This is a genomic window from Virgibacillus sp. 7505 (assembly GCF_002272135.1).
Lineage (GTDB): Bacteria > Bacillota > Bacilli > Bacillales > Amphibacillaceae > Terribacillus.
Map to the genome: position 1 here is coordinate 123,677 of NZ_NPBF01000025.1, position 21,757 is coordinate 145,433.

The window sequence follows — 21,757 nt, forward strand, 5'->3', positions numbered from 1 at the left end:
AAAGCGAAAAATAAAAATTAAACGAATCTTAATGAATGAATCATGAAAAAAGTTCGGTTTTTACTCGATAAAACACTTTTTACTATTGACTTTATTCTGTATGAATAGTTAAATTAATCTTAATTGTTAAAATATTTAGCGAATGGGGGCGGCATTTCTGTTAAATACATATTACGAGGAAATTAAGAAACTTGGAGAATCCATTTACGAGAGTCCTGAATTAGGTTACAAAGAGGAACACACAAAACAAGCGGTCATGGACTATCTGATTAAAAGTAATCCGGAGTGTTCCATTCAAGAATTCAGCACAACTGGTTTGCGAACAACACTTGGTGAAGGAAAGCCTATACATATTGCTTTTTTGGCTGAATTAGACGCCGTGTATGCACCGTCACATTTCCGGGCTGATCCAGAAACTGGTGCTGCTCATAACTGCGGGCATTACACACAGGTTGCCATTGCCCTTTCCCTTTATCGCCAGCTAGTCGATTCAAAGGCATATGAACAATTCGATTATACAATCAGTTTTATTTTTGTTCCTGCAGAGGAATATCTGGATCTTGCTTTTCGTGATGAGCTGATGCAAAAAGGAATCATTTCACATTACGGCGGAAAACCGGAAGCAATGAAGCTTGGTGTGTTCGATGATATCGATGTGAGTATTTGTGTGCATGCGATGGGCGGTGAATTTTCGAAACGGACCATCGAAATTGATTGTGATTTGGCAGGTTTCCTATATAAGCGTTACACCTTTAAAGGAAAGTCTACACATGCTGGCTTCGATCCATTTTCTTCTGTCAATGCCTACAACATGTCTACGTTGTTTCATACGGCGATAAGTCTCAGCCGGCAGCAGCTGGATGAAAAAGAAAAAGTCCGACTGAATCCAATTGTGATGGAATCTGATATGTCGACAAATGTCATACCAAATCATATTAAAGTAGGAACTGATTTACGCACGTTATCGACATCATATATGCTGACAGTCGCAAAGCGATTGGATGCTGCGGCACAAGGCAGTGCAATGGCGCTCCAGGGTGAAGTTGAAATTGATACCCAATTGGGGTATTTACCGTTTCAGCAAAATCGTTATTTATCATCTTTTGTAAAGGAAGCTTTTGAAGAAGAGGAACAGATTGAGGATATTTGGGAAGACAACAGCATTAGTGCAGCGGGCGATATTGGGGATTTGTCCTATATGATGCCGTGTATACAAATTGGCTACAGTGGTTTTACAGGTACGATTCATGGTGATGATTTCATCGATATCGACCCGGAATATATCTATGATATCTTCCCGAGGTTTTTGTTCCAGGTGCTTGAAAAGTTGAATGGCAAGATAGATAGAACAAAGCTGTACAAAAGGTCTTACGCGGAATATGTACAGTTGATTTCATCTATTTTAGAAAAAAAGGAGGAGCATGGTATTGAAGCGTAATTATGTCATTTTACTTGTCTTCGCACTTATTGTTATTACCGCAGCAGAAATGATCGGGACACAATCCCTTTCGTTCGGAGCATTCTCTGTTTCACTGCTGCCGCTTGCTTTTGCGATTCTGATTACGATGATTCTTGGCTTACCATTCATTCGGAAAGGTTTTTTGAAAAAAATATACAGCAAAGTGAATGTGCAGTTTTCCAGCAAATATTTAATCTTTATCATGCTGCCGCTAATGGCAAGGTACGGAGCGGATGTTGCGCCGCAGCTGAGGGAAATCCTCAATGTCGGATGGGTATTCATTGCTCAGGAACTTGGAAATCTTGGGACTGTATTATTAGGTTTGCCGGTGGCATTGCTTATCGGTTTGCGGAGAGAAGCTATTGGAGCGACACTAGGTCTTGGCCGGGAAGGGGAGCTTGCATACATATCGGAAAAGTACACACTGGAATCGAAGGAAGGGCAAGGAGTTTTGTCACTTTATATTATCGGAACACTTTTCGGTACCATTTTCTTTAGTTTGATTGCACCGATTATGCTTGATATTGGTTTTCGTGTAGAAGCATTGGCGATGGCATCCGGAGTTGGTTCCGCGAGCATGATGACTGCCTCATCTGCAACGTTGATCGAACGGGTTCCTGAAATGGAAAGCACCATCCTTGGTTACGCCGCAGCAAGTCAGCTGCTCACCAGTTTCCTCGGAACTTTCACAATGGTGTTCCTGGCCGTCCCATTGCAGCGTTTCCTTTACAACAAACTGACGAGAACGAAAAAACAGCAGGAGGTGCCAACAGATGTCCGTGCAGCTGAATAAATACGTTAAATATGGCCTTATCATTCTGCTTAGTACAGCTCTGATCCTCTTCACCCAGCAAATCAAGCTGCTCAAGAACCCTGAATCCACGCCCGTTGAATGGATGACAATTATGGGTCTACTGACATTATGGCTATTTTCGATGATCGGTGTGCTGCTGTCTGATTTAATGAAGAAAACGCCAGTAAAGATACTGCAAGAGTTTCCAATGCTTGGCTGGGTCGCTGTCACGTCCCTTATCTTGTGCATGTGCTTTGATTTCTTTGTAGAGGCAATTGGTTATGTGGACTTTCTTGCCATTACAACACCTATTTTAACGTTTGCAGGAATTTCAGTTGTGGATCGATTAGTTGATTTGCGCAAGACGTCCTGGAAAGTCGGTATTGTCGCAGTGTTTGTCTTTACCGGAACTTATGTCGGCAGTGCGCTACTGTCAGAGTTAGGGCTATATTTAGCTGGAAAGTAAGCTGGAGGTTATCCTCCAGTTTTTTATTTTTACTGATACTATCTGCCAAGGTTGTTGTGGCTTTCCTTTCGTCAGGTTCCAAATTTATTAAAAGTCTGATGATTTCCTTCGGCTCCAGAACGTTTCAGACAGCCGCTCAAAAGAATGTTATTTTTTGGGATTGATATCGAAATCTGGTACGTGTATCGGCACGATTAAATCTTAAAAGGGGTGCTGACAAGCACCCCTATTTTGTTAGGTCGAACTTTAGCAGAACATTCAAGGTCAGACAGAAAGTGCTTCCACCTGGAGGTCTGATCCTTTCCAAATATTGTTTGTGTTGATAGAATATTCTATATATATCTTTTGTGGAAGGAGTTGCTTTTCATATATACATATCGAAATGATGTCAGAAAGGTTCTTATTCCTTATTTGCAGGAACTCTCTCCGCAGCAATGGGATGCTGATGCCTACCATAATACTATTTCCTGGGTAATCGAACATATGGCTCAAACGGAGGATTACTGGGTATTTCAGATCGGGCTGGGGGAAGAAAGCAGATTATCGGGAAGTGATCGGAATCCGTTAGAACAGTATCTCCAAATCAGGAAAGAGACTGATCAAGTTCTGAAATCTTTACAAGTAAAAGACTGGGACAGGCTGGTAGATGTTCCTGACTTCTCAGATGGATGGAAACCTCCATCTGAACCGACAATGCGCTGGCTGTTCCATCATGTCTATTCTCATGAAGCATATCATGCTGGTCAGATTGGCGTTATAGCAAGGTTGAATGGTTTTAATGGACCTCTGTTCTGATAGTCATAAAAATATGGGGTGGTGTTAAACATGTTTCATACAGAACTATTCGTACGTGAGCTACCTGCATCCATGATTTTCTATCGGTGTCTATTCGGCAAAGGCTGTGCCGATTATGATGAGAAAAGAGCAGTCTTTAAGGGTGAGGATGGCGGGTCACTTTTGCTCACTGATGAATCCGTACTGAATGATGATCACTATTTTGCTGCTATGGCTGAATCGAGGAAAGGAAAAGGCGTTGAACTAATTCTCCCTGTAAATGACGTGGAAATGGTATTTAACAAAATCCATCGTTTATATCCTCGACATATTGAATCTGAACTTGCCGCTCGGCCATGGGGAAAACTTGATTTTCGTATTGTTGATCCTGATGGATATTATGTGCGCGTGACATCGTAGTCTATAAAAGTTCTAACCACGCATTCTGTTAATTAGGAAATTCCATTTTAATTTAGTTCAACAATTTACTGAAAGGGAAGACGTTATGGAACTAATTCACTTTCAAGAAACATATGCAAGCTTGGTTGATGCCTATGTACTATCAGAAGAACAGCTCCGTTTTACTGCACATCCGTCCAAGAGTATCCCCTTATGCAAGGCCGAACCGAATCGTCACGCTATCTTAGGGGGAGAGAATGATCGTCTTGTCGTTTATTTCGCTTTACATGAACAGGAAGGCGTACAGCCATATTCCGATAATCCCAGAGCAATACTGCTGCGTACTTTATCCACGGATTACCATGAACTCGGAAAAGGGTACGGAAAAGCTGCGCTGCAGCAGCTTCCGGAATTTGTGCAATATCAATTTCCGCACATAAATGAAATTGTGCTTGCGGTGAATGTAGCGAATGAGTTTGCTCGTAAGCTTTACGTGAAGTATGGATACAAGGATACGGGACGCCGAGTTATCGGTTCGAAAGGGATGCTTATAGTGATGAGTTATCCATTAGAGGTTCGTGTATGATAAAAACTTTTTTAAAAAGAATAATGAATCGGTTAAAAGTTATGCTGGACAATAATGAGAAGGCTCTTTTGTTGACAAGTACGTTTACTGGTAACTATATTGATTACAGGTAATAGAATTAATTACATGAAGATGGAGGCTATACATATGAAACTCTTAGTAACAGGTGCTACTGGTAATCTAGGAAGTAAAATTGTGAAGAAATTACTGGAAACAGTTCCTGCTGGAGATATAGCGGTAAGTGTTCGTAATCCAGAAAAGGCCGAAGATTTGCGTGCACAAGGAGTAGAGGTGCGACAAGGTGATTTTGATCAGCCTGCATCTTTGGATAAAGCATTTGCTGGGGTTGACCGTCTATTGCTTATCTCTGCAGATGGAGACAATGACACACGCATTCGACAACACGCACAGGCAGTAGAAGCTGCAGTTAAAGCAAAAGTGAAATTCATTGCTTACACAAGTCTTGTCAATGCACAGGAAAGTGAGCTGTTCCTGGCTCCGACGCATAAAGCTACAGAGCAAGCGATCATGGATACAGGGATTCCGTATACGTTCCTTCGCAACAACTGGTACTTTGAAAATGAGGCTTCCAGTATTCAAGGAGTTCTTGCAGGAGCGCCTTGGGTCACATCTGCAGGAGATGGAAAAGTTGGCTGGGCATTGCAGCAGGATTATGCAGAAGCAGCGGCAGCTGTATTAGCAGGAGAAGGGCATGAAAACAAAATCTACGAACTGTCTGGACCGCTTCTTTCTCAAGCAGAAATTGCAAAAGAAGTAGGCAAAGTCCTGGGCAAGGAAGTGCAAGTGCAGCAAGTCGATGATCAAGCTTATGCTGAAATCATGAAGGAAGCAGGTGTTCCGGAGTTCCTTTTGCCAATGCTAGTTGATATTCAGAAAGGAATCCGAGAGGGTGCTCTGGAAGTAGCAAGCGATGATTTTGAAAAACTGCTTGGAAGACAAGTAACGCCACTTCGCAGAGGAATTGAACAGATAAAGGAACAAGCGTAAAAAAGCTGGCCTATGGGCCGGCTTTTTTGTACATAATTTTTCCTGATTTGGCTCATCCTAATACCTGTGCAAGGGAAAGGCGGCACAAGTATGAACTTGTTTAGGAGGATGACAATGGGAATTTTGAGCGGAAACCCGCAGGATGAGCCGTTGCATTATGGCGAAGTATACGGATTGTGGACATTTGTTTTAACTGGTAATAAGATGATTGCAAATCATCAGATGCTATTGAATCATGTTGGTGATGATGACTTAAAGAAATTGATCGGCGAAGCAATTGATGGGGCTCAAGCAGAGGTTAAGCAAGTATCAGAGATACTGAAAGCAAATGGTATTGCGTTGCCTCCTGCTGCTCCGGAACCACCAAAAGTGGATCTGGAATCCATTCCGGTTGGAGCACGCTTTATTGATCCAGACGTAGCAGCTACGGCTTCTGCTGCAGTGGCTGCCGGCCTTGTCAGCTGCAGTACGATGATGGGTCAGTCTATCAGAGAAGACGTTGGCATGATGTTCGGACAGTTCCATACAAACAAAGCGATGTTAGGTGCCAAATTCCTCAAGCTTATGAAGGAAAAGGGCTGGCTTATTCCACCTCCATTACATCAGAATCAAGAAGATTAAGCTAAGGAAGCAGCCTGGATAGGCTGCTTTTTTGTTGTACCTTCCCAATAGTATCCTAAAAGATACTATGCCACTTTTAAGTGCGTACTTGTTGCAGCGTCTAAAAAACTTAATAATAGTTAACAGGGGATTTAGGGGAATACGATCCTGAATGAGGAATAATGGAGGTTTTACAAAATGAACGTATTAGTTGTCAAAGCAAATAACCGCCCAGCTTCTGAGGCGATTTCTAGCAAGATGTATGAAACTTTCATGCAGGAAATGGAAGGTGCAGAAAACCTTTCTATCACTACTTATGATGTATTCGCAGAGGATACACCTTATTTCGGCCAAGAGTTGTTCGATGCTTTCGGTAAAGTACAAACTGGTGCTGAACTAAATGATACAGAACAGCGTCTATTGGCTGCAAAACAGAAAGCGATGGATCTTCTTACAGCAGCTGATGTAGTTGTATTCGCGTTCCCACTATGGAACTTGACTATTCCTGCTAAATTGCAAACATTCATCGACTATGTTTATGCTGCAGGATTTGCATTCAAATATGATGCAGAAGGCAACATGATCCAATTGATGACTGACAAAAAAGCAATCTTCCTAAATGCACGCGGCGGCGTATACTCTGCACCAGAAGCTGCACCAATGGAAATGGCTGTTAACTATATGCGTAATGTTTTCGGCGGTATCTTCGGAATGGAAATCATCGAAGAAGTAATCATCGAAGGTCATAATGCTTCTCCTGGCGAAGCTGCTTCTATCGTAGAAGCTGGTCTTGCACAAGTGAAAGAAGCAGCAGCACGTTTGAAAAACCAAGCATAATGAAAAAAGATGAACTGGCGACAGTTCATCTTTTTTTATTTATTTAGCTTCCGCTTCATTTTGCTTCTTCGATTGCTTATGGATTGTGTGCTTAGCTCCCCATACATGCATCGCATGCAGGATTGGTTCTAGGCTTCTGCCATACTCTGTAATAGAGTATTCTACTTTCGGAGGCACTTGTGCATATACTTTACGTTCGATGATATCCTCTTCTTCCAATTCGCGCAGCTGGTTTGTCAGCATCTTCTGCGTGATACCGGGTAAACTTCGCTTCAGCTCATTGAAGCGCTGTGTTCCGCTGTTAAGCAGATGCAGCAGGATGACCGGTTTCCACTTTCCTACAAGAATACCAAGCGCGTCGGTCACTTTACACATTTCCGGTTGGATTTCTACAGGTACATCTTTCATTTTATATCCCCCATTTCACAGTATCCTTTTCTATACTATACCACTTTGAAGTGCGTACTTTCCAATAGGAGTGCTTTGGAGGATAATGGTTGTAAGATAAAGCTTTAAGGAGACAGGAGTATGGAAAAATATCGCATTGATCCAAGTAAGGGAATGGAATTCGGAATATACACATTAGGCGACCATTTAGCAGATCCGCGAACAGGAGAGCGTATCTCTGCCAAAGAAAGGATTCAGCAGATGGTACGGTTAGCACAGCTTGCCGATCAGGCTGGTATCGATTTCTTCAGTGTTGGCGAAAGCCATCAGCCTTACTTTGCATCACAGGCTCATGCTGTCATACTGGCAGCAATTGCGCAAGCTACGGAAAGAATCAAAATCGGAAGTTCCTCGACAATCATTAGTACATCAGATCCTGTACGAGTGTATGAGAATTTTGCGACGCTTGACTTGATATCCAATGGTCGCGCGGAAATCATTGCCGGTCGTGCATCACGTATTGGGTTGTTTGAATTGCTCGGATATGATCTGCATAACTATGAGGAACTATTCGAAGAGAAGTTTGATTTGCTGCTTCAGTTAAATGAGGAAGAAATCGTCAATTGGAGCGGTGAATTCCGCAGACCTTTGCGAAACGCTGAAGTTTTGCCGCGTCCAGTAACTGGTTCTTTACCAATTTGGCGTGCTGTGGGCGGTACTCCAGCGAGTGCCGTGAAAGCAGGCTATGCTGGTGTACCTATGACAGTAGCGATGCTTGGTGGTCCGGCAAGTGTATTCAAACGAACAATTGATACGTATAGGGAAGCGCTGGCAGCGCGAGGATTCGATCCTACTCAGCTGCCAGTAGCAACGACAGGATTCTTTTATGCAGCAGAGACAACGCAGGAAGCGTTACGTGATTATTATCCGCACATTAATGAAGGTATGAAAAAGACGAATGGACAAGGGTTCCCAAAACAATTATTCGCACAAGGTGCCGATCATCGAAGCATCATCAATGTTGGCAGTCCGCAGCAAATCATTGAGAAAATCCTCTATCAGCATGAGCAATTCGGTCATCAGCGTTATCTAGCTCAGCTTGATTTCGGCGGTGTACCTTTCGAGAAAATGGAGCAAAACATCGAGTATATCGGTACTGAAATATTTCCGGCAATCAAGAAATATACGAAGCAGGGAGGCGCTGAATAATGAAAGTGGTAGGAATATCCGGCTCGATTGTCGGATCAAAGACAAAGACAGCAATGTCGCTTCTTTGGGAAGAGATGATTACTGCTTATCCGAATGCAGAACACGAGCTATTGGACTTAGCTGACTATCAGCTGCAATTCAGCGATGGAAGAAACTACTTGGATTACACTGGTGACACGGCATATGTAACCGAGCAGATCATGCAAGCAGACATTCTGTTTATTGGTACACCAATCTTCCAAGCATCCATTCCAGGAACACTGAAAAATGTATTCGACCTGCTGCCAACACAAGCATTACGCGATAAGGTCGCAGGTATCGTGGTCACTGCTGGCTCAGCAAAACATTTTCTAGTGGCAGAGCAGCAGCTCAAACCAATTCTTTCGTATATGAAAGCTCATCTTGTGTCGACTTTTGTATTTGCAGAAGAAAAGGATTTCCTGAATGGAAAAATTATAAATGATGATGTGCATTTTCGATTGCAGAGACTTATTGAAGATGCATTCGACTTGGCGGAAGCACAAGCTTCCATACGAATGAAAAGAGAAGCAGAATACGATTTCTAAGTAAAAAGGCTTCTTTATTGGGAGCCTTCTGTGTATTCTTCAATAATCGTACCATCTTCATATACACGATAGATGCCAGTTGTTCCAGAACCACCGTCTTCTATCATGGATTTGGACTTCAGAACCAAAGTATAATAGATGCCGGTTCCATCCATTATAACTCACCGCCTGTCGGATCAATTACAAGATTTTCATTTTCTGTTATACCAAGATTAGAAATGGAAGTTGCATCCATATTTGTATGCTAAGTAATAGAGGGATATCTTGTGAATTAAATGGAAGTTACAAGAAAATAACGCGAGAAAAGAATGGACGCACCGCCTGGATCACCTTTCTTAAAAGCATGTAAGAAGACACATTTCATCTTAAGCAACACATTGCATCATCCTTCCGCTATATACTTGTCTTACTAATATTGTAAGTGGTTTGACAATGTGTTTATAGAGGCTTAATTTGTAGTTCTTTGAGGGAAAGTGTCGAATTATAAAGGATGATGATGTTGCAAGAATCCTTAGAAAGATTGTAGAGGGAAACTGGTGGGCGGGGCAAACAGGTTTTTCGATGGTTTCTTTGTCTAAAAAAAATTGCAGCTTCAACGCTGGACTATAATTTATTACAGTCTGACATTTGCCGTAGTAACTTTGCGAATATAGCTGGGATATATTTTTGGAGCTCATAGCATGGAACTTATAATGCCTGGAAGCTAAGACTTCGCTTTTTTACTCGGCACCAAGTATGCTCCAACTCCAAGCATAAGAGCCCCAAACACAGCTATACTCACGCCGATAAATGTATTTGTTAGAGATAAGAAAATACCGCCAATTAGGATGAAGATTCCAACAAGATGCAGAAATATGTACTTTTCCATTATAATCTCCCTTTTTAGCTAAAATGCTATATCTTAAGATTACTAAATAGTTTGATAATAAGCAAATAAGCGTTTAACTATGTCAGTGAAGGGAAAAGGACTTATGAGATAAAATTCGAAGGAGGCACAATTCGTGCAAGAGAAGTTTGATGTAGAATTTACGTTTATTGGTGGAGAAAAGTACACATTCACAGATTATCAGTCCGGTTCTTATGTTCACGTCGTTAATGAAATTAAGGCAAGTGAAAACGGCTGGTTCGGTGTAGCTGGAGAAGTTGTTAATCTTGCGAATGTGACAAATGCAAAAATAATCGAAAAATAAGAAGAAAACAAGAGCATCTATCAAAGATAGGTGCTCTTTTTATTGTGGTGCAGAATTAATTGGAGAGAAAGAGTATCTTGAAACTAGATGTAAAACGGAATTTACCTGGAAATAAAGAAAGGTGTATACTATAATCTTATAAATCAGATAATTCAAACAAAGAGAGGGAGAAAGAAATGCCAGAAGAGACGAAACAAGTCAGTAAAGAGGAGTTGGCAGCACGGCTTCTTGAAGTGCAGGACACAAAGCAGCCAATCCACTTTATCAGCCGTCAACATCAGCTAACAGTAGAACAGGCTTATGGAGTACAGGAGACTTTTGTCAAAGCAAGAACGCAAAAAAACGGCAAGCAACGTAAAGGGCATAAAATCAGTATGACTAGCCCCGCAACACAGGCGTTATTCGGAGCGAAGGAGCCGGCTTATGGAACGTTATTCGAAGACACAGTACATACTGGTAATACCGAAATAGAGCTGGATTCGATGTTATCTCCGCTGCTGGAGCCTGAAGTAGTTTTTATTTTGAAGGAGGATCTAAGTGTCGGGGCGGAAGAAGCCGAGATTTTGGAAAAAAGTGTTCTTTCAGCTGGTATAGAGATACCCGATTCCCGTTTCACTGACTGGTTCCCGAAGTTCCAACTGATGGACTTAATCTGCGATAATGGTGTGACAGGGAAAGTGGTTGTTTCGGATAAGGGCAGAGATGATTTGACGTTGGGTGAAGTAGAACGCATCAAGCTTACATTAACACATGACGGAAAAGAGTTAGGTACTGGATTTGCCTCGGAAGTAATGGGGAATCCGGTCACTTCGGTAGCTTGGCTGACAGAGAAATTAGCTGAAAAGAACATGTTCCTGAAAAAGGGAATGGTAATCAGCTCGGGTACATTTTTATCACCAATTCCACTAGGGAAGGGGCTGTATGAAGCTGAATTCAGTTTGTTAGGCAAAGTAAAACTCCAAGTGAATTAATTTGTAAGAAATGTTGACAAACTATTCTGCTGCGCTTATTATTATGAATAATTCGAAATTGATCGAAATATTTTAACAAAAGCGACGAATGGGAGTAGTAGAAGGATAGACATAGTGATAGAGAGCTGCGGGGTGGTGAAACGCAGTCTATGTCCTCCTTCGAACTCACCCTGGAGCAGCAGGGCTGACAGATTTAATCTAAGGTTTTGACGAGTGACCTTCGTTACAAGGTGAAGAGTGGGTTTTTAAAAAACCAACAAGAGTGGTACCGCGGAAGTGAAAAAGCTTTCCGTCTCTTTTCCATCCTAGATGGAGACGAGACGGAAGGCTTTTTTCTTTGGAGAAATGCTCAGAACATCAAGATGGAGGTACAATCATGAAGAAAGATCAACATGGATTAAAACGGACTATGACAGCGCGGCATATTATGATGATGGCATTGGGTGGAGCTATCGGTGCCGGCTTGTTCAAAGGTTCAAGCTCAGCTGTCGATATGGCTGGACCTTCTGTCATTATTGCTTATTTAATTGGAGGCATCATACTTTTATTCGTCATGCAAGGACTTGCAGAAATGGCAGTACAAAATAAGGAAGCAAGAACATTCCGTGATTTGGTCCAAAATAGTATCGGAAAGTTCCCGGCATTTTTCTTGGATTGGATTTATTGGAAAATGTGGGTTTTGAATATAGCAGCTGAGGCTGTTGTAGCAGCCATCTTCCTGCAATACTGGCTTCCTGATTATCCGGTATGGCTTTTGACGCTGATTGTTGCAGTGATTGTGACAGCTGTGAATCTTTTCTCAGTAAAAGCATTCGCTGAGACAGAATACTGGCTGGCATTAATCAAAATAAGTGTTATTATTCTCTTCATTCTTGCTGGTGTTGTCCTATTATTAGTTTCATTCGGAGATCACACAGCTCCTGGATTAAGCAATTTGACAGCACATGGCGGATTTTTCCCAAATGGTGCCGGAGGACTGGTCACCGCAATGCTTGTTGTGATCTATTCCTATGGAGGAACAGAAATCATTGGTGTAACGTTGGCTGAAACGAAAAATCCGGAAAAGGTCGTGCCAAAGGCAGTACGCAGCACGCTTACCCGTATCATTGCATTTTATCTATTTCCGTTTTTCATAATTGTGAGTCTTATCCCCTGGAATGAAGTGAACAGTTCAGCAGTAAGTCCATTTGTCCTTGTTTTCCAGCTTATCGGAATACCAGGAGCGGATCATATCATGAACGCTGTCATCTTACTGGCAATCATCTCGTCCATGAATTCTGGCCTTTACGGTTCATCACGTGTGCTTTATACACAAGCACTGGACGGCAGGATTTCAAAGCGGTTTGCCTGGCTGTCAAAACGACAGGTGCCGGTTGTTGCTATACTTGTTTGTACTTCTTTCTTATATGTCGGGGTACTAATATCCTTGTTCATAGGAAGTAAGACATTCGATTATTTGATGGGATCGCTTGGCTATACGGTTCTTTTCATTTGGCTGATCATTGCATTCGCCCATTTGAAATCCCGAAAAGGCAAGACAAACAAAGCAACATATTATGTCAAAGCATTTCCGGTGACCACATGGCTTGCAATCATTGCACTGTTACTAATCTTAATTGGTGTAATATGGACCACGTCAGTAGTCATCACAGCAGTCACTTTGGCAATCTATCTAGTAATTATTGGGGCGTATTTCTTCAAGAAGCATAAAAATAGGCTGTAATCCTTACCTATAAAGTTAAGTTTTAGAAAAATTTGATTATTGCACCCCTCTTTTTGTTCGGATACTATATACTAGTATACTTATTTTGAGTCAGGGCTTTACTACACATATTCCATGCTCGAAATGAAGGAAGAGGGGAGCATACATATGGCTGAAGAAAAGTTAGCCAGAGGATTGAAAAACAGGCACGTCCAATTGATCGCTATTGGAGGAGCAATTGGAACAGGATTATTCCTTGGTGCCGGCAAGTCAATTCATCTGACTGGACCATCCATTTTATTTGCATATTTAATTACCGGTATTTTCTGTTTTCTTATCATGCGAGCGCTGGGTGAGATTTTATTAAGTAATCTTGGATATGGATCATTCGTGGACTTTATCGGAGATTACTTCGGTGACAGAGCTGCCTTTGTTACTGGCTGGACCTATTGGTTCTGCTGGATATCAATTGCAATGGCTGATTTAACAGCAGTAGGAATCTACACACAATTCTGGTTCCCGGGAGTGCCGCAGTGGATGCCTGGTTTGGTTGCACTTGTGATTCTGCTCATAATGAACCTAGCCACAGTGAAACTGTTCGGTGAAATGGAATTTTGGTTTGCTTTAATCAAGATTATTGCGATTTTGGCATTGATAGTTGTCGGTGTCTTCATGATTCTCCGAGGCTTCTCTACAGATGCTGGACCATCCAGCTTCGCGAACCTTTGGGATCACGGCGGTTTCTTCCCTAACGGTATCCATGGATTCATTCTATCGTTCCAGATGGTTGTATTCGCCTTTGTCGGAATTGAACTTGTCGGTCTGACAGCAGGGGAAACGGAAGATCCGGAAAAAGTCATCCCAAGGGCGATCAATAATATTCCGATACGGATTCTTGTATTTTACATCGGCGCGCTCATCGTCATTATGAGTATCTATCCATGGGATGCAATCAATCCTCAGGAAAGTCCGTTCGTACAGGTGTTCACCGCAGTAGGAATCGTAGCAGCTGCGGGTATCGTCAATTTTGTCGTGTTGACGTCTGCAGCATCAGCTTGCAACAGCGCGGTATTCAGTACAAGCCGCATGGTCTATTCCTTGGCTAAGGAAGACCACGCACCAAAGCCTTTCAAGAAACTGAATTTCCGCAAAGTGCCGAAGAACGCGTTGTTCTTCTCCATAATCGTTATATTAATCGCGGTTATCCTTAACTATGTCATGCCTGAAGGTGTATTCACCTTGATTACGAGTATCTCGACAGTCTGCTTTATTTTCATCTGGGGAATTACTGTTTTAGCCCACTTGAAATATCGTAAGACTCGTCCGGAGCTGGCAAGTAAAAGCAAGTTCAAGATGCCGCTATCGCCAATTTCAAACTATTTGATCCTGGCATTCCTAGCGTTTGTCATCGTAGTTCTTGCCTTAGCTGAAGATACACGAGTAGCCTTGTTTGTCACACCTGTATGGTTCATTATTTTGTTGGTTGTGTATCAGGTCCGGGTAAAAACAAAAAATAATGCAGAAAACAATTAATTAGGAAAGCCCTCTTTTGGAGGGCTTTTTTGTTCTTTGATTATTTAATGCCTGATCATAACACTCTCGGTATGGAACCTAAAGATATGCAGCAGCTGTTCTGCCATGAAAGGTGCAGGTTTATCGAATCCTTTTTGAATCCATTCCACAATCAATCCGATCATGCCGTGGATGCGATACGTACAGAAAAGTTCAAGATCTATTTCTGCATCAATTTGACGGAAATAAAAAGCATAGTCTGTCCGGAAGAGGTAATGAAGCTGATCTGTCATTTTTTCTTTGAAAAAATTATCTGAAGCGCTGCCAAGCATCAGCTGGTAAAATGCTTTATTTTCCAGGAAATGATCGAAAAGAACGATGGATTCTGGCGGCAGGCTCCGAAAGTCTATCATTCCTAATTGTTCATATGGCTTTCGGAAGGAGAGAGTCATTTCTTCAAGCATATCCTCAGAGAGTTCATCCAGCAGATCTTCTTTCTTTTCATAATGGGTATAGAAGGTCCCTCTGCTGACACCGGCTTCTTCGGTTATTTCAGAGATATGGATTTTATGAAGCGCTTTCCTTGCCAACAGTCTCATTAAAGCTTCTTTTAATGCGTGCTGGGTTCTTTCTACGCGTTTGTCTGGATAAATCGTACTCACAGTTTTTTCCTCACTTTTATTGAACAGATTGCTCTGTCTTGTTCAAGATAAATTTCTTTCTCCATTATCGCATATTGTCGAGCCAAAAGGACTCTTCTATAGTAGAAACGTAAGCGTAAAACACAAGGGGGAAGTAATGATGACATTTCCAGTTTTAGAAGGTAAAGTAGCGATCGTAACCGGCGCAGCTATGGGGATGGGCCTGGCAACTGGGAAACTATTCGCTGAAGCGAAAGCGAAGGTTGTCGTAGCAGATTTCAATGAAGAAAAAGGTAAAGCGGCAGTCGAAGAAATTGAAGCTGCTGGCGGAACTGCTTTCTTCGTGAAAGTGGATGTATCTGATTCAGCACAAGTAAAACAGATGGTAGAAGAGACAGTAGCAAAGTTCGGACGTCTGGATGTGGCTATCAATAATGCAGCTCTTACACCGGATAATGCACCAGCAGCAGAATTCGACGAAGCGTATTGGAACCGTTTGATCGCGGTGGATTTAACAGGTACAGCGCTTTGTATGAAATATGAATTACAGCAAATGATCAAGCAAGGTGAAGGCGGCAGTATCGTAAACATTTCTTCTGTCAGCGGCTTCCGTCCGCAGCCTAATAACATCGCATACGTTGCAGCGAAGCATGGCGTTGTAGGTATGACAAAGGTTGCAGCTCTTGAAAATGGTCCAATGAACATCCGTGTAAACACAGTCGCTCCTGGAGCCATTGATACACCGATGCTCAGAGGTTCTTTGCAGGAAACTGGACAGACAGAAGAGGAATTCGCACCTATGCTAAGCCTTCTTGGCAGATTCGGTCAACCGGAAGAGATTGCTCAAGCAAGCCTATGGCTGGCATCTGATCAATCTTCTTATGTAACTGGTACTACGATTCATGCAGATGCAGGTTATACAAGCAGATAATAAGACAGCATCCACTTTTCAGGTGGGTGCTTTTTTATTTTCGTAACCTTTCTTCTTCCTAAAGTTTGAAAGTAGTAAGATAATAGAAGAGAGGAATAAAGGGGACGACTATTATGGGGAAATTGCTGAGAAGGCGTCGTTTTGGTTTACTAGGTCAGATTGTCCTTTTAGTGACAATCCTGCTCGTGATCAGTCTATTATTAGTAAGCGCTCTATTCATAAGGAAAGTGGATGAGATAGTCGAGGAGGATGCAGGAAACACAGCGATGGCTGTAGCTAAACTTACTGCGAAGGATGAAACGATTCTTGAACATCTGGAGGAGAGGGAAAATGACGATATAATCCAGCAGGAGTCGTTAAAGATCCAGGAAAATAGCGGTGCAGACTATATTGTCATCGCTGATACGAACGGAATCCGCATTTCTCACCCAGAACCGGAGAGAATCGGCAAACCGACAAAGACGAGCAATGACCCTGTATTGGAAGAAGGAAAGGAAGTCATTTACGAAGGATATGGTATCTCCGGTTATGCGGTTAAAGCGAAAACACCGATAAGAAATGAAGCTGGTGAGATCATTGGTGTAGCGTCGGTCGGCTTTCTAAAGCAGAACCTGAATGACCAAATACTTTCCTACATACAGGAGGTCCTCATATGGTTTCTGCTCATTTTCGCAGTTGGGCTGGTAGGTGCCTATTTCGTGGCCAAACGAGTGAAAAAGCTGATTTATGGATTAGAACCAGAGGAGATTTCCTTCTTATTCAAAGAAAAGGAGACAACGCTGGCATCGATCAAAGATGCTACCATAGCCATCGATCGCAAAGGTCACATCACATCTATTAATCGAAGAGCCCAAGAAATATTCAAGCGTAAATCCGTGCTGGAGGATGCCATCGATCAGACGAATTTGCAATCTATTTACCAAGCAGTTTTGACTGACGGCCAAGGTAGGTATAACAAGTATACTTTTGTTGCTGGAGATATTTATATTGTGGATGCTTCCCCGATAAAAGAAGCGGAAGAAACATTAGGTGTCGTCTTCACATTACGTCCTGAAACAGAAGTGATCGATGTTTCGGAGACAATCGCAAAGATGAAGCAGCAAGCTGATCAGATGCGTGCTTCCAATCATGAATTCATGAATAAATTAAATACATTGTATGGGTTGATCCGCTTACAGGAATATGACAAGGCACTCGTACTCATCTCAGAGGAGGTGGAGGAACAGCAGAGTGTCGTCAATTTGCTGATGACAAGCATAAAAGAACCGATGATTGCGGCCTGCCTGCTAGGAAAATTCAATCGGGCCAAAGAGCTGAAGGTATCATTGACGATTGATGAAGGCAGCAGTATGAACATTGATCTGCGGCCGGAAGCAACGGAGAAAATCGTGACAATTATAGGCAATTTATTAGAGAATGCTCTTGAGGCTGCTTCGAAGTACCGAGGTACAGAAGGAAGAGTGTTTGTGTCTTTCACAGATTTAGGTCAAGAAGTGATAGTCGATATCGAGGACAATGGGAAGCGGCTTACTGAAAAGGAAAAACAGGCAGTGTTGGTAGATGGTTATTCAACCAAAAAGGATGCTGGCGATGGGCATGGAATTGGACTGACTATCGTACAGGCAGCACTGGAGAAACTAAGTGGTACTTTGTATTATGGAGACAGTGAAGCAGGAGGAACACTCGCAACAATTGTTCTCCCGAAAGGAAGCGTGGAAAATGGATCGGATGAACGTTCTGATAGTGGAAGATAATGTAGAAGCATCAATGATATTTCAGAATTACTTGAATCAGATGGAAGGGTATCGACTGATTGGTGTTGCAGAAAATGGTGAGCAGGCAAAGAGTCTTCTTCAGGCATTGAAGCCTGACTTGGTACTGCTAGACGTTTATCTGCCTGATATGAATGGTATTGATATCCTTTGGTTCATCCGCCAGAATTACCGGAGGACAGATGTCATCCTGCTGACAGCAGCGAATGATACGGAGACGGTCGGTGAGGCAATGCGCGGGGGCGTGTACAGTTATTTGATTAAACCGGTAGATGGAGATCGCTTCCATCGTGTCTTAAAGGAATATTCTATCTATAAAAGAGAACTTCAACCGGGCAATGAAATAGGTCAGCAGCAAGTAGACGCATTTTTTCACCCGAACATACATACAGCAGAAGCAGTGGAGCAGGAGGACTATCCAAAAGGAGTCGACCGTCATACTTTGGAATCGGTGCGACAAGCAATGAAGGAGCAGCAGAACAGCGAAAAGGCTGAGGAAGTAGCAGCGAAAGTAGGCATAAGCCATTCCACTGTCCGTCGCTACTTGGAATATCTGGTATCGAGAAAAGAAGCGGAGGTCGAAGTCACCTATGGAACAGTCGGGAGACCTGTACGCAAGTATAAATACAGCGCTGAAAACACATCCTGATCTCCGTGAGAAAAATGAAAAAAATGCACTTAATGTAAGTAAACTGTGCATGTCTTGAACATAATGTTACACTTCTTCCAAATGAAAGCGCTAACAAGTAGCGCTGTTTGAAGGAGGACATTCTTTTGTTATCTTTATTGGGCTTCTCCATGGTTGCTGTATTTATGTATTTGATTATGTCTAAAAAGCTATCGCCGCTTGTGGCGTTGACGCTTATTCCTATCCTTTTCGGAATAATTGGCGGTTTCACTTCTTCGCTCGGACCGATGATGCTGGAAGGTGTAGAGGGAATAGCGGCCACCGCTATAATGATCCTGTTTGCTATCCTTTACTTCGGGGTCATGATTGATGCTGGTCTTTTCGATCCGCTGATCAATTTCATTTTGAAGGTGGTTAAGGGAGATCCGCTTAAAATCGTTGTTGGTACATCAATTCTTTCTATGATGGTAGCACTTGATGGAGATGGCACAACGACATATATGATCACTGTTTCGGCCTTGCTGCCGCTTTACAAACGATTAGGGATGAATCGTTTGATTCTTGCTACAGTAGCCATGCTTTCGATGGGAGTCATGAACATCACCCCATGGGGCGGGGCTTCGGCTATGGCTATGGCTGCTTTGAATCTGGAAGCATCTGAGCTGTTCATACCGATAATTCCTGTTATGGGAGTAGGGCTCGTTTATGCGATAACAGTAGCTTTCATTCTTGGTAGAAAGGAAAGGAAGCGTCTAGGTGTTGTGCAGCTGGATAATCAAACACAACGGGAAATCAGTGCTGCAGAAGAGGTGCCAGCTTATCGCCGTCCGAAGCTTGTTTGGGTCAACTTGCTGCTTACAATAGCATTGCTTGTCTGCCTAATCATGGACTTCATCTCGCTGACAATATTGTTCATGGTTGCTTTTGCTGTCGCTCTGATGATCAACTACCCACGTATGAGTGATCAGCAGGACCGAATGGCAGCGCATGCGAAAAACGGATTAGCAGTCACGACGATAGTCATAGCTGCTGGTATTTTTACAGGTATCATGTCTGGAACGGAAATGATTGATGCGATGGCGAATACACTCGTATCCATCATCCCAGAGTTCATGTCCCCTTATCTCGCTGTCATCATTGCTATCATCAGTGCGCCATTTACATTCTTTATGTCCAATAATGCATTCTATCTGGGCGTACTGCCGATTCTGGCAGAAGCAGCACAGGCGTACGGTGTCAGCAAGGTAGAAATCGGTCGTGCAGCGTTGCTTGGGCAGCCAGTGCACGTATTGAGCCCGTTAGTAGCTGCAGCCCACCTTTTAATCGGTATGGTAGGTATCCAATTTGGTGAATTGCAGCGCTATGCAATGCTCTGGGCATTCGGATCGACCATTGTGATGACGATTGCAGCGTTGATATTTGGAGTTATCAGTATCGGGTGATCTTCTGTTGAGCACGATACTTGAACAGAGTGAAAATCATCTGTTAGTCTTAAGTTAAGGAAATAATAGGAGGGGCTATATATGAGTAAAAAAATCGCAGTTTTAATTACAGATGAATTTGAAGATATCGAATATACAAGTCCGGTAAAAGCATACGAAGAAGCTGGCCACAGTGTCGTAAACATTGAGTTCGAAGCTGGTAAAGAAGTTAATGGTAAGCACGGCGAGAAAGTGAAAATCGACAAAGCGATTTCCGATGTGGATGCAAGTGATTTCGATGCATTATTGATTCCTGGAGGATTCTCTCCTGACTTGCTTCGCGGAGATGACCGTCCTGGTGAATTTGCGAAAGCTTTCGTAGAAAATGAGAAACCTGTATTCGCCATCTGCCATGGTCCGCAAGTATTGATCGATACAGACTTGCTTAAAGGCAAGGATATTACAGGCTATCGCAGTGTTCGTAAAGACTTGATCAATGCTGGTGCTAACTACAAAGATGAAGAGGTAGTCGTTAGTCATAACATCGTAACAAGCAGAACACCTGATGATTTGGAAGCATTCAACCGCGAATCATTGAATCTGTTGAAATAATAGAAAGGCGCAGGACCGTTTGGTCTTGCGCCTTTTTATTATTCCTTTTCCCCAACGACAGAGAAGCGTTCATTTGGATGTGCAGGTTTCTCGATCTCATCCAACATAGCAATAGCATAGTCAGCATAACTGATATAGCTGTTGCCTTGTTTATTCAAAATCATGACATCACCGCCGGATTGGTAGCTGCCAGTCCTTTTACCTTCTGCATCGAAGAATCCGCCAGGACTGATGTATGTCCATTGGATACCTTCACTGTTTTCCAGCTCTTTTAGATTTTCTCCCATGTTGGTAGCTGTCGGCAAATAAGCATCCGGGAAGTCTGGTGTTTCGAAGATACGCGTTGTCTTCTTGTCATCCACAAACAGACTTCCAGCTCCCCCGACAACGAGCAGGCGAGTGGAAGGAGCATCTTTCAATGCTTCAATAAGAATATGACCCGCTTCGATATGCTGTTTCTCTTGACCGGGAGCAGAATTGAAGGCGTTGACGATTACATCAAAATCTTTAATATCATCTGCCTTGATATCGAATATTTCTTTTTCCAGTACATTGATATTGCTTTGATCTACTTTTGCAGCGTTGCGTACGATTGCTGTCACCTCATGTCCGCGATCCAATGCTTCTCTTGTAATTAAGCTGCCAGCTTTACCCGTTGCTCCGATAACTCCTATTTTCATGAGAAATCCTCCTTATGATTAACCTGTAATTTAAATTGTTACATGTAATATGATAGGTTACAGGAGATAACCTGTCAACACTTTCCTTTTACCTGTTTCATTTTGCGTTATACTATAAAGATAGGAATTCATTTGAAAGTGAGCTGGAAATTATGTCAATAAGCAGCCGTTTTGCTGTTGGTATTCATATACTGACACTTCTTGAGGTGAATAAGGACGAGGTCAATTCGTCTGAGTTCATCGCAGCCAGTGTCAATACGAACCCGGTCGTTATCCGTAAGATCATGGGTATGCTGAAAAAAGCGGATTTGGTCCATGTACGGCCAGGAGTAGCTGGAGCAGAACTAGCTCGCAAGCTTAATGAAATTACGCTGCTTGATGTGTACAAAGCTGTGGAAGCAGTCCCGGAGAACGAGCTCTTCAGTGTTCATGGAAATCCAAATCCACAATGTACAGTGGGCAGAAATATCCAAGCAGCCATTCTTCCGATATTCGCTGGAGCACAGGCTGTCATGGAGAAAGCGTTGGCACATGTGACAATTGAGGATATTGTGAAAAGTATAGAAGAGCAAGACAAACGGATAGAATAAAAAAAGCGCACTGCCTCGGGCAG

26 protein-coding genes and 1 other annotated feature are annotated in these 21,757 nt (G+C 42.6%); of the genes, 21 read left to right on the forward strand and 5 right to left on the reverse strand.

The genetic code is table 11. The annotated features are described in order from the left end of the window. Nucleotides 1-142 precede the first annotated feature (142 nt). From CHH91_RS10380 to CHH91_RS10420, 9 genes are all read left to right on the forward strand, one after another. Nucleotides 143-1,438, forward strand: a complete 1,296-nt coding sequence (locus CHH91_RS10380) for a M20/M25/M40 family metallo-hydrolase (RefSeq protein ID WP_095223369.1) — start codon at nt 143-145, stop codon at nt 1,436-1,438. After that, entirely contained in the window at nt 1,422-2,252 is an 831-nt protein-coding gene (locus CHH91_RS10385; protein WP_095223370.1) for a DUF3100 domain-containing protein, read from the forward strand. The genes CHH91_RS10380 and CHH91_RS10385 overlap by 17 nt, the downstream gene beginning before the upstream one ends. Beyond that, complete coding sequence (locus tag CHH91_RS10390) at nt 2,233-2,718, forward strand: hypothetical protein (protein ID WP_095223371.1); 486 nt, start codon at nt 2,233-2,235, stop codon at nt 2,716-2,718. Before CHH91_RS10385 ends, CHH91_RS10390 begins: the two co-directional genes overlap by 20 nt. Nucleotides 2,719-3,075: 357 nt before the next feature. After that, the gene (locus tag CHH91_RS10395; protein ID WP_286160749.1) at nt 3,076-3,513 is read left to right on the forward strand and encodes a DinB family protein; all 438 of its coding nucleotides are present in this window, start codon (nt 3,076-3,078) and stop codon (nt 3,511-3,513) included. Between the two features lie 30 nt (nt 3,514-3,543). After that, a complete protein-coding gene (locus tag CHH91_RS10400) occupies nt 3,544-3,912 on the forward strand; it encodes a VOC family protein (protein WP_095223373.1) in 369 nt (122 codons plus the stop codon). Nucleotides 3,913-3,997: 85 nt separating this feature from the next. Then, the gene (locus tag CHH91_RS10405; protein ID WP_095223374.1) at nt 3,998-4,477 is read left to right on the forward strand and encodes a GNAT family N-acetyltransferase; all 480 of its coding nucleotides are present in this window, start codon (nt 3,998-4,000) and stop codon (nt 4,475-4,477) included. Between the two features lie 147 nt (nt 4,478-4,624). Further along, a complete protein-coding gene (locus CHH91_RS10410) occupies nt 4,625-5,485 on the forward strand; it encodes an SDR family oxidoreductase (protein WP_095223375.1) in 861 nt (286 codons plus the stop codon). 114 nt (nt 5,486-5,599) lie between these two features. Next, nucleotides 5,600-6,106, forward strand: coding sequence for a DUF3231 family protein (locus CHH91_RS10415; protein ID WP_095223376.1), 507 nt, complete (start codon nt 5,600-5,602; stop codon nt 6,104-6,106). A gap of 177 nt (nt 6,107-6,283) precedes the next feature. Further along, complete coding sequence (locus CHH91_RS10420) at nt 6,284-6,922, forward strand: FMN-dependent NADH-azoreductase (protein WP_095223377.1); 639 nt, start codon at nt 6,284-6,286, stop codon at nt 6,920-6,922. Between the two features lie 39 nt (nt 6,923-6,961). Here CHH91_RS10420 and CHH91_RS10425 read toward each other — a convergent pair whose 3' ends face one another. After that, nucleotides 6,962-7,330, reverse strand: coding sequence for a winged helix-turn-helix transcriptional regulator (locus tag CHH91_RS10425; RefSeq protein WP_095223378.1), 369 nt, complete (start codon nt 7,328-7,330; stop codon nt 6,962-6,964). Between the two features lie 120 nt (nt 7,331-7,450). On the opposite strand from CHH91_RS10425, the gene CHH91_RS10430 reads away from it, so the two are divergent. Both CHH91_RS10430 and CHH91_RS10435 read left to right on the forward strand, forming a co-directional pair. Continuing rightward, nucleotides 7,451-8,518 (forward strand): LLM class flavin-dependent oxidoreductase, encoded by a 1,068-nt coding sequence (locus CHH91_RS10430; RefSeq protein ID WP_095223379.1) that lies wholly within the window; start codon nt 7,451-7,453, stop codon nt 8,516-8,518. Further along, a complete protein-coding gene (locus tag CHH91_RS10435; protein WP_095223380.1) occupies nt 8,518-9,084 on the forward strand; it encodes an NADPH-dependent FMN reductase in 567 nt (188 codons plus the stop codon). Before CHH91_RS10430 ends, CHH91_RS10435 begins: the two co-directional genes overlap by 1 nt. A gap of 14 nt (nt 9,085-9,098) precedes the next feature. Here CHH91_RS10435 and CHH91_RS20560 read toward each other — a convergent pair whose 3' ends face one another. Beyond that, the gene (locus CHH91_RS20560) at nt 9,099-9,239 is read right to left on the reverse strand and encodes a hypothetical protein (RefSeq protein ID WP_176465754.1); all 141 of its coding nucleotides are present in this window, start codon (nt 9,237-9,239) and stop codon (nt 9,099-9,101) included. Between the two features lie 548 nt (nt 9,240-9,787). Beyond that, a complete protein-coding gene (locus CHH91_RS20565; protein WP_176465755.1) occupies nt 9,788-9,952 on the reverse strand; it encodes a hypothetical protein in 165 nt (54 codons plus the stop codon). Between the two features lie 133 nt (nt 9,953-10,085). Here CHH91_RS20565 and CHH91_RS10440 point away from each other — a divergent pair, with 133 nt between their 5' ends. The 4 genes from CHH91_RS10440 (at nt 10,086) to CHH91_RS10455 (ending at nt 14,480) form a co-directional block, all read left to right on the forward strand. Further along, nucleotides 10,086-10,274 (forward strand): hypothetical protein, encoded by a 189-nt coding sequence (locus CHH91_RS10440; protein WP_095223381.1) that lies wholly within the window; start codon nt 10,086-10,088, stop codon nt 10,272-10,274. A 176-nt stretch (nt 10,275-10,450) separates the two neighbouring features. After that, nucleotides 10,451-11,245, forward strand: a complete 795-nt coding sequence (locus CHH91_RS10445; protein ID WP_095223382.1) for a 2-keto-4-pentenoate hydratase — start codon at nt 10,451-10,453, stop codon at nt 11,243-11,245. A gap of 75 nt (nt 11,246-11,320) precedes the next feature. After that, nucleotides 11,321-11,545: a binding site (T-box leader), on the forward strand. Nucleotides 11,546-11,621: 76 nt separating this feature from the next. Next, a complete protein-coding gene (locus tag CHH91_RS10450) occupies nt 11,622-12,968 on the forward strand; it encodes an amino acid permease (RefSeq protein ID WP_095223383.1) in 1,347 nt (448 codons plus the stop codon). 147 nt (nt 12,969-13,115) lie between these two features. Continuing rightward, nucleotides 13,116-14,480, forward strand: coding sequence for an amino acid permease (locus CHH91_RS10455; RefSeq protein ID WP_095223384.1), 1,365 nt, complete (start codon nt 13,116-13,118; stop codon nt 14,478-14,480). Nucleotides 14,481-14,524: 44 nt separating this feature from the next. Here CHH91_RS10455 and CHH91_RS10460 read toward each other — a convergent pair whose 3' ends face one another. Beyond that, nucleotides 14,525-15,121 carry a TetR/AcrR family transcriptional regulator gene (locus tag CHH91_RS10460; RefSeq protein WP_095223385.1) on the reverse strand — a complete coding sequence of 199 codons (597 nt, stop codon included), beginning with the start codon at nt 15,119-15,121 and terminating at the stop codon, nt 14,525-14,527. Nucleotides 15,122-15,257: 136 nt separating this feature from the next. On the opposite strand from CHH91_RS10460, the gene CHH91_RS10465 reads away from it, so the two are divergent. From CHH91_RS10465 to CHH91_RS10485, 5 genes are all read left to right on the forward strand, one after another. Further along, entirely contained in the window at nt 15,258-16,031 is a 774-nt protein-coding gene (locus CHH91_RS10465) for an SDR family NAD(P)-dependent oxidoreductase (RefSeq protein ID WP_286160750.1), read from the forward strand. A gap of 113 nt (nt 16,032-16,144) precedes the next feature. Next, on the forward strand, nt 16,145-17,785 hold the full coding sequence (locus tag CHH91_RS10470; protein WP_095223387.1) for an ATP-binding protein: 1,641 nt from the start codon (nt 16,145-16,147) through the stop codon (nt 17,783-17,785). Beyond that, nucleotides 17,751-18,452 carry a response regulator gene (locus CHH91_RS10475; protein ID WP_176465756.1) on the forward strand — a complete coding sequence of 234 codons (702 nt, stop codon included), beginning with the start codon at nt 17,751-17,753 and terminating at the stop codon, nt 18,450-18,452. Before CHH91_RS10470 ends, CHH91_RS10475 begins: the two co-directional genes overlap by 35 nt. A gap of 125 nt (nt 18,453-18,577) precedes the next feature. After that, nucleotides 18,578-19,873 (forward strand): CitMHS family transporter, encoded by a 1,296-nt coding sequence (locus tag CHH91_RS10480; protein WP_095223389.1) that lies wholly within the window; start codon nt 18,578-18,580, stop codon nt 19,871-19,873. An 81-nt stretch (nt 19,874-19,954) separates the two neighbouring features. Next, nucleotides 19,955-20,464, forward strand: a complete 510-nt coding sequence (locus CHH91_RS10485; RefSeq protein ID WP_095223390.1) for a type 1 glutamine amidotransferase domain-containing protein — start codon at nt 19,955-19,957, stop codon at nt 20,462-20,464. 38 nt (nt 20,465-20,502) lie between these two features. On the opposite strand, the gene CHH91_RS10490 is transcribed toward CHH91_RS10485, so the two are convergent. Continuing rightward, nucleotides 20,503-21,144: an NAD(P)-dependent oxidoreductase gene (locus CHH91_RS10490; protein ID WP_095223391.1), complete on the reverse strand. Its 642-nt coding sequence runs from the start codon at nt 21,142-21,144 to the stop codon at nt 20,503-20,505. Nucleotides 21,145-21,296: 152 nt separating this feature from the next. Between CHH91_RS10490 and CHH91_RS10495 the strand changes: the two genes are divergently transcribed. Then, a complete protein-coding gene (locus tag CHH91_RS10495; protein ID WP_095223392.1) occupies nt 21,297-21,734 on the forward strand; it encodes an Rrf2 family transcriptional regulator in 438 nt (145 codons plus the stop codon). Nucleotides 21,735-21,757 lie beyond the last annotated feature (23 nt).

Excerpts from the sequence above, each read along its gene's own strand:
- CHH91_RS10470 (WP_095223387.1), top strand. The coding sequence starts at position 16,145 with ATGGGGAAATTGCTGAGAAGGCGTCGTTTTGGTTTACTAGGTCAGATT.
- CHH91_RS10390 (WP_095223371.1), top strand. The coding sequence starts at position 2,233 with ATGTCCGTGCAGCTGAATAAATACGTTAAATATGGCCTTATCATTCTG.
- CHH91_RS20565 (WP_176465755.1), bottom strand. The coding sequence starts at position 9,952 with ATGGAAAAGTACATATTTCTGCATCTTGTTGGAATCTTCATCCTAATT.
- CHH91_RS10425 (WP_095223378.1), bottom strand. The coding sequence starts at position 7,330 with ATGAAAGATGTACCTGTAGAAATCCAACCGGAAATGTGTAAAGTGACC.
- CHH91_RS10465 (WP_286160750.1), top strand. The coding sequence starts at position 15,258 with ATGATGACATTTCCAGTTTTAGAAGGTAAAGTAGCGATCGTAACCGGC.
- CHH91_RS10415 (WP_095223376.1), top strand. The coding sequence starts at position 5,600 with ATGGGAATTTTGAGCGGAAACCCGCAGGATGAGCCGTTGCATTATGGC.
- CHH91_RS10475 (WP_176465756.1), top strand. The coding sequence starts at position 17,751 with ATGGATCGGATGAACGTTCTGATAGTGGAAGATAATGTAGAAGCATCA.
- CHH91_RS10420 (WP_095223377.1), top strand. The coding sequence starts at position 6,284 with ATGAACGTATTAGTTGTCAAAGCAAATAACCGCCCAGCTTCTGAGGCG.
- CHH91_RS10380 (WP_095223369.1), top strand. The coding sequence starts at position 143 with ATGGGGGCGGCATTTCTGTTAAATACATATTACGAGGAAATTAAGAAA.
- CHH91_RS10405 (WP_095223374.1), top strand. The coding sequence starts at position 3,998 with ATGGAACTAATTCACTTTCAAGAAACATATGCAAGCTTGGTTGATGCC.
- CHH91_RS10385 (WP_095223370.1), top strand. The coding sequence starts at position 1,422 with ATGGTATTGAAGCGTAATTATGTCATTTTACTTGTCTTCGCACTTATT.
- CHH91_RS10400 (WP_095223373.1), top strand. The coding sequence starts at position 3,544 with ATGTTTCATACAGAACTATTCGTACGTGAGCTACCTGCATCCATGATT.
- CHH91_RS20560 (WP_176465754.1), bottom strand. The coding sequence starts at position 9,239 with ATGGATGGAACCGGCATCTATTATACTTTGGTTCTGAAGTCCAAATCC.
- CHH91_RS10495 (WP_095223392.1), top strand. The coding sequence starts at position 21,297 with ATGTCAATAAGCAGCCGTTTTGCTGTTGGTATTCATATACTGACACTT.
- CHH91_RS10430 (WP_095223379.1), top strand. The coding sequence starts at position 7,451 with ATGGAAAAATATCGCATTGATCCAAGTAAGGGAATGGAATTCGGAATA.
- CHH91_RS10450 (WP_095223383.1), top strand. The coding sequence starts at position 11,622 with ATGAAGAAAGATCAACATGGATTAAAACGGACTATGACAGCGCGGCAT.
- CHH91_RS10490 (WP_095223391.1), bottom strand. The coding sequence starts at position 21,144 with ATGAAAATAGGAGTTATCGGAGCAACGGGTAAAGCTGGCAGCTTAATT.
- CHH91_RS10410 (WP_095223375.1), top strand. The coding sequence starts at position 4,625 with ATGAAACTCTTAGTAACAGGTGCTACTGGTAATCTAGGAAGTAAAATT.
- CHH91_RS10485 (WP_095223390.1), top strand. The coding sequence starts at position 19,955 with ATGAGTAAAAAAATCGCAGTTTTAATTACAGATGAATTTGAAGATATC.
- CHH91_RS10455 (WP_095223384.1), top strand. The coding sequence starts at position 13,116 with ATGGCTGAAGAAAAGTTAGCCAGAGGATTGAAAAACAGGCACGTCCAA.
- CHH91_RS10435 (WP_095223380.1), top strand. The coding sequence starts at position 8,518 with ATGAAAGTGGTAGGAATATCCGGCTCGATTGTCGGATCAAAGACAAAG.
- CHH91_RS10445 (WP_095223382.1), top strand. The coding sequence starts at position 10,451 with ATGCCAGAAGAGACGAAACAAGTCAGTAAAGAGGAGTTGGCAGCACGG.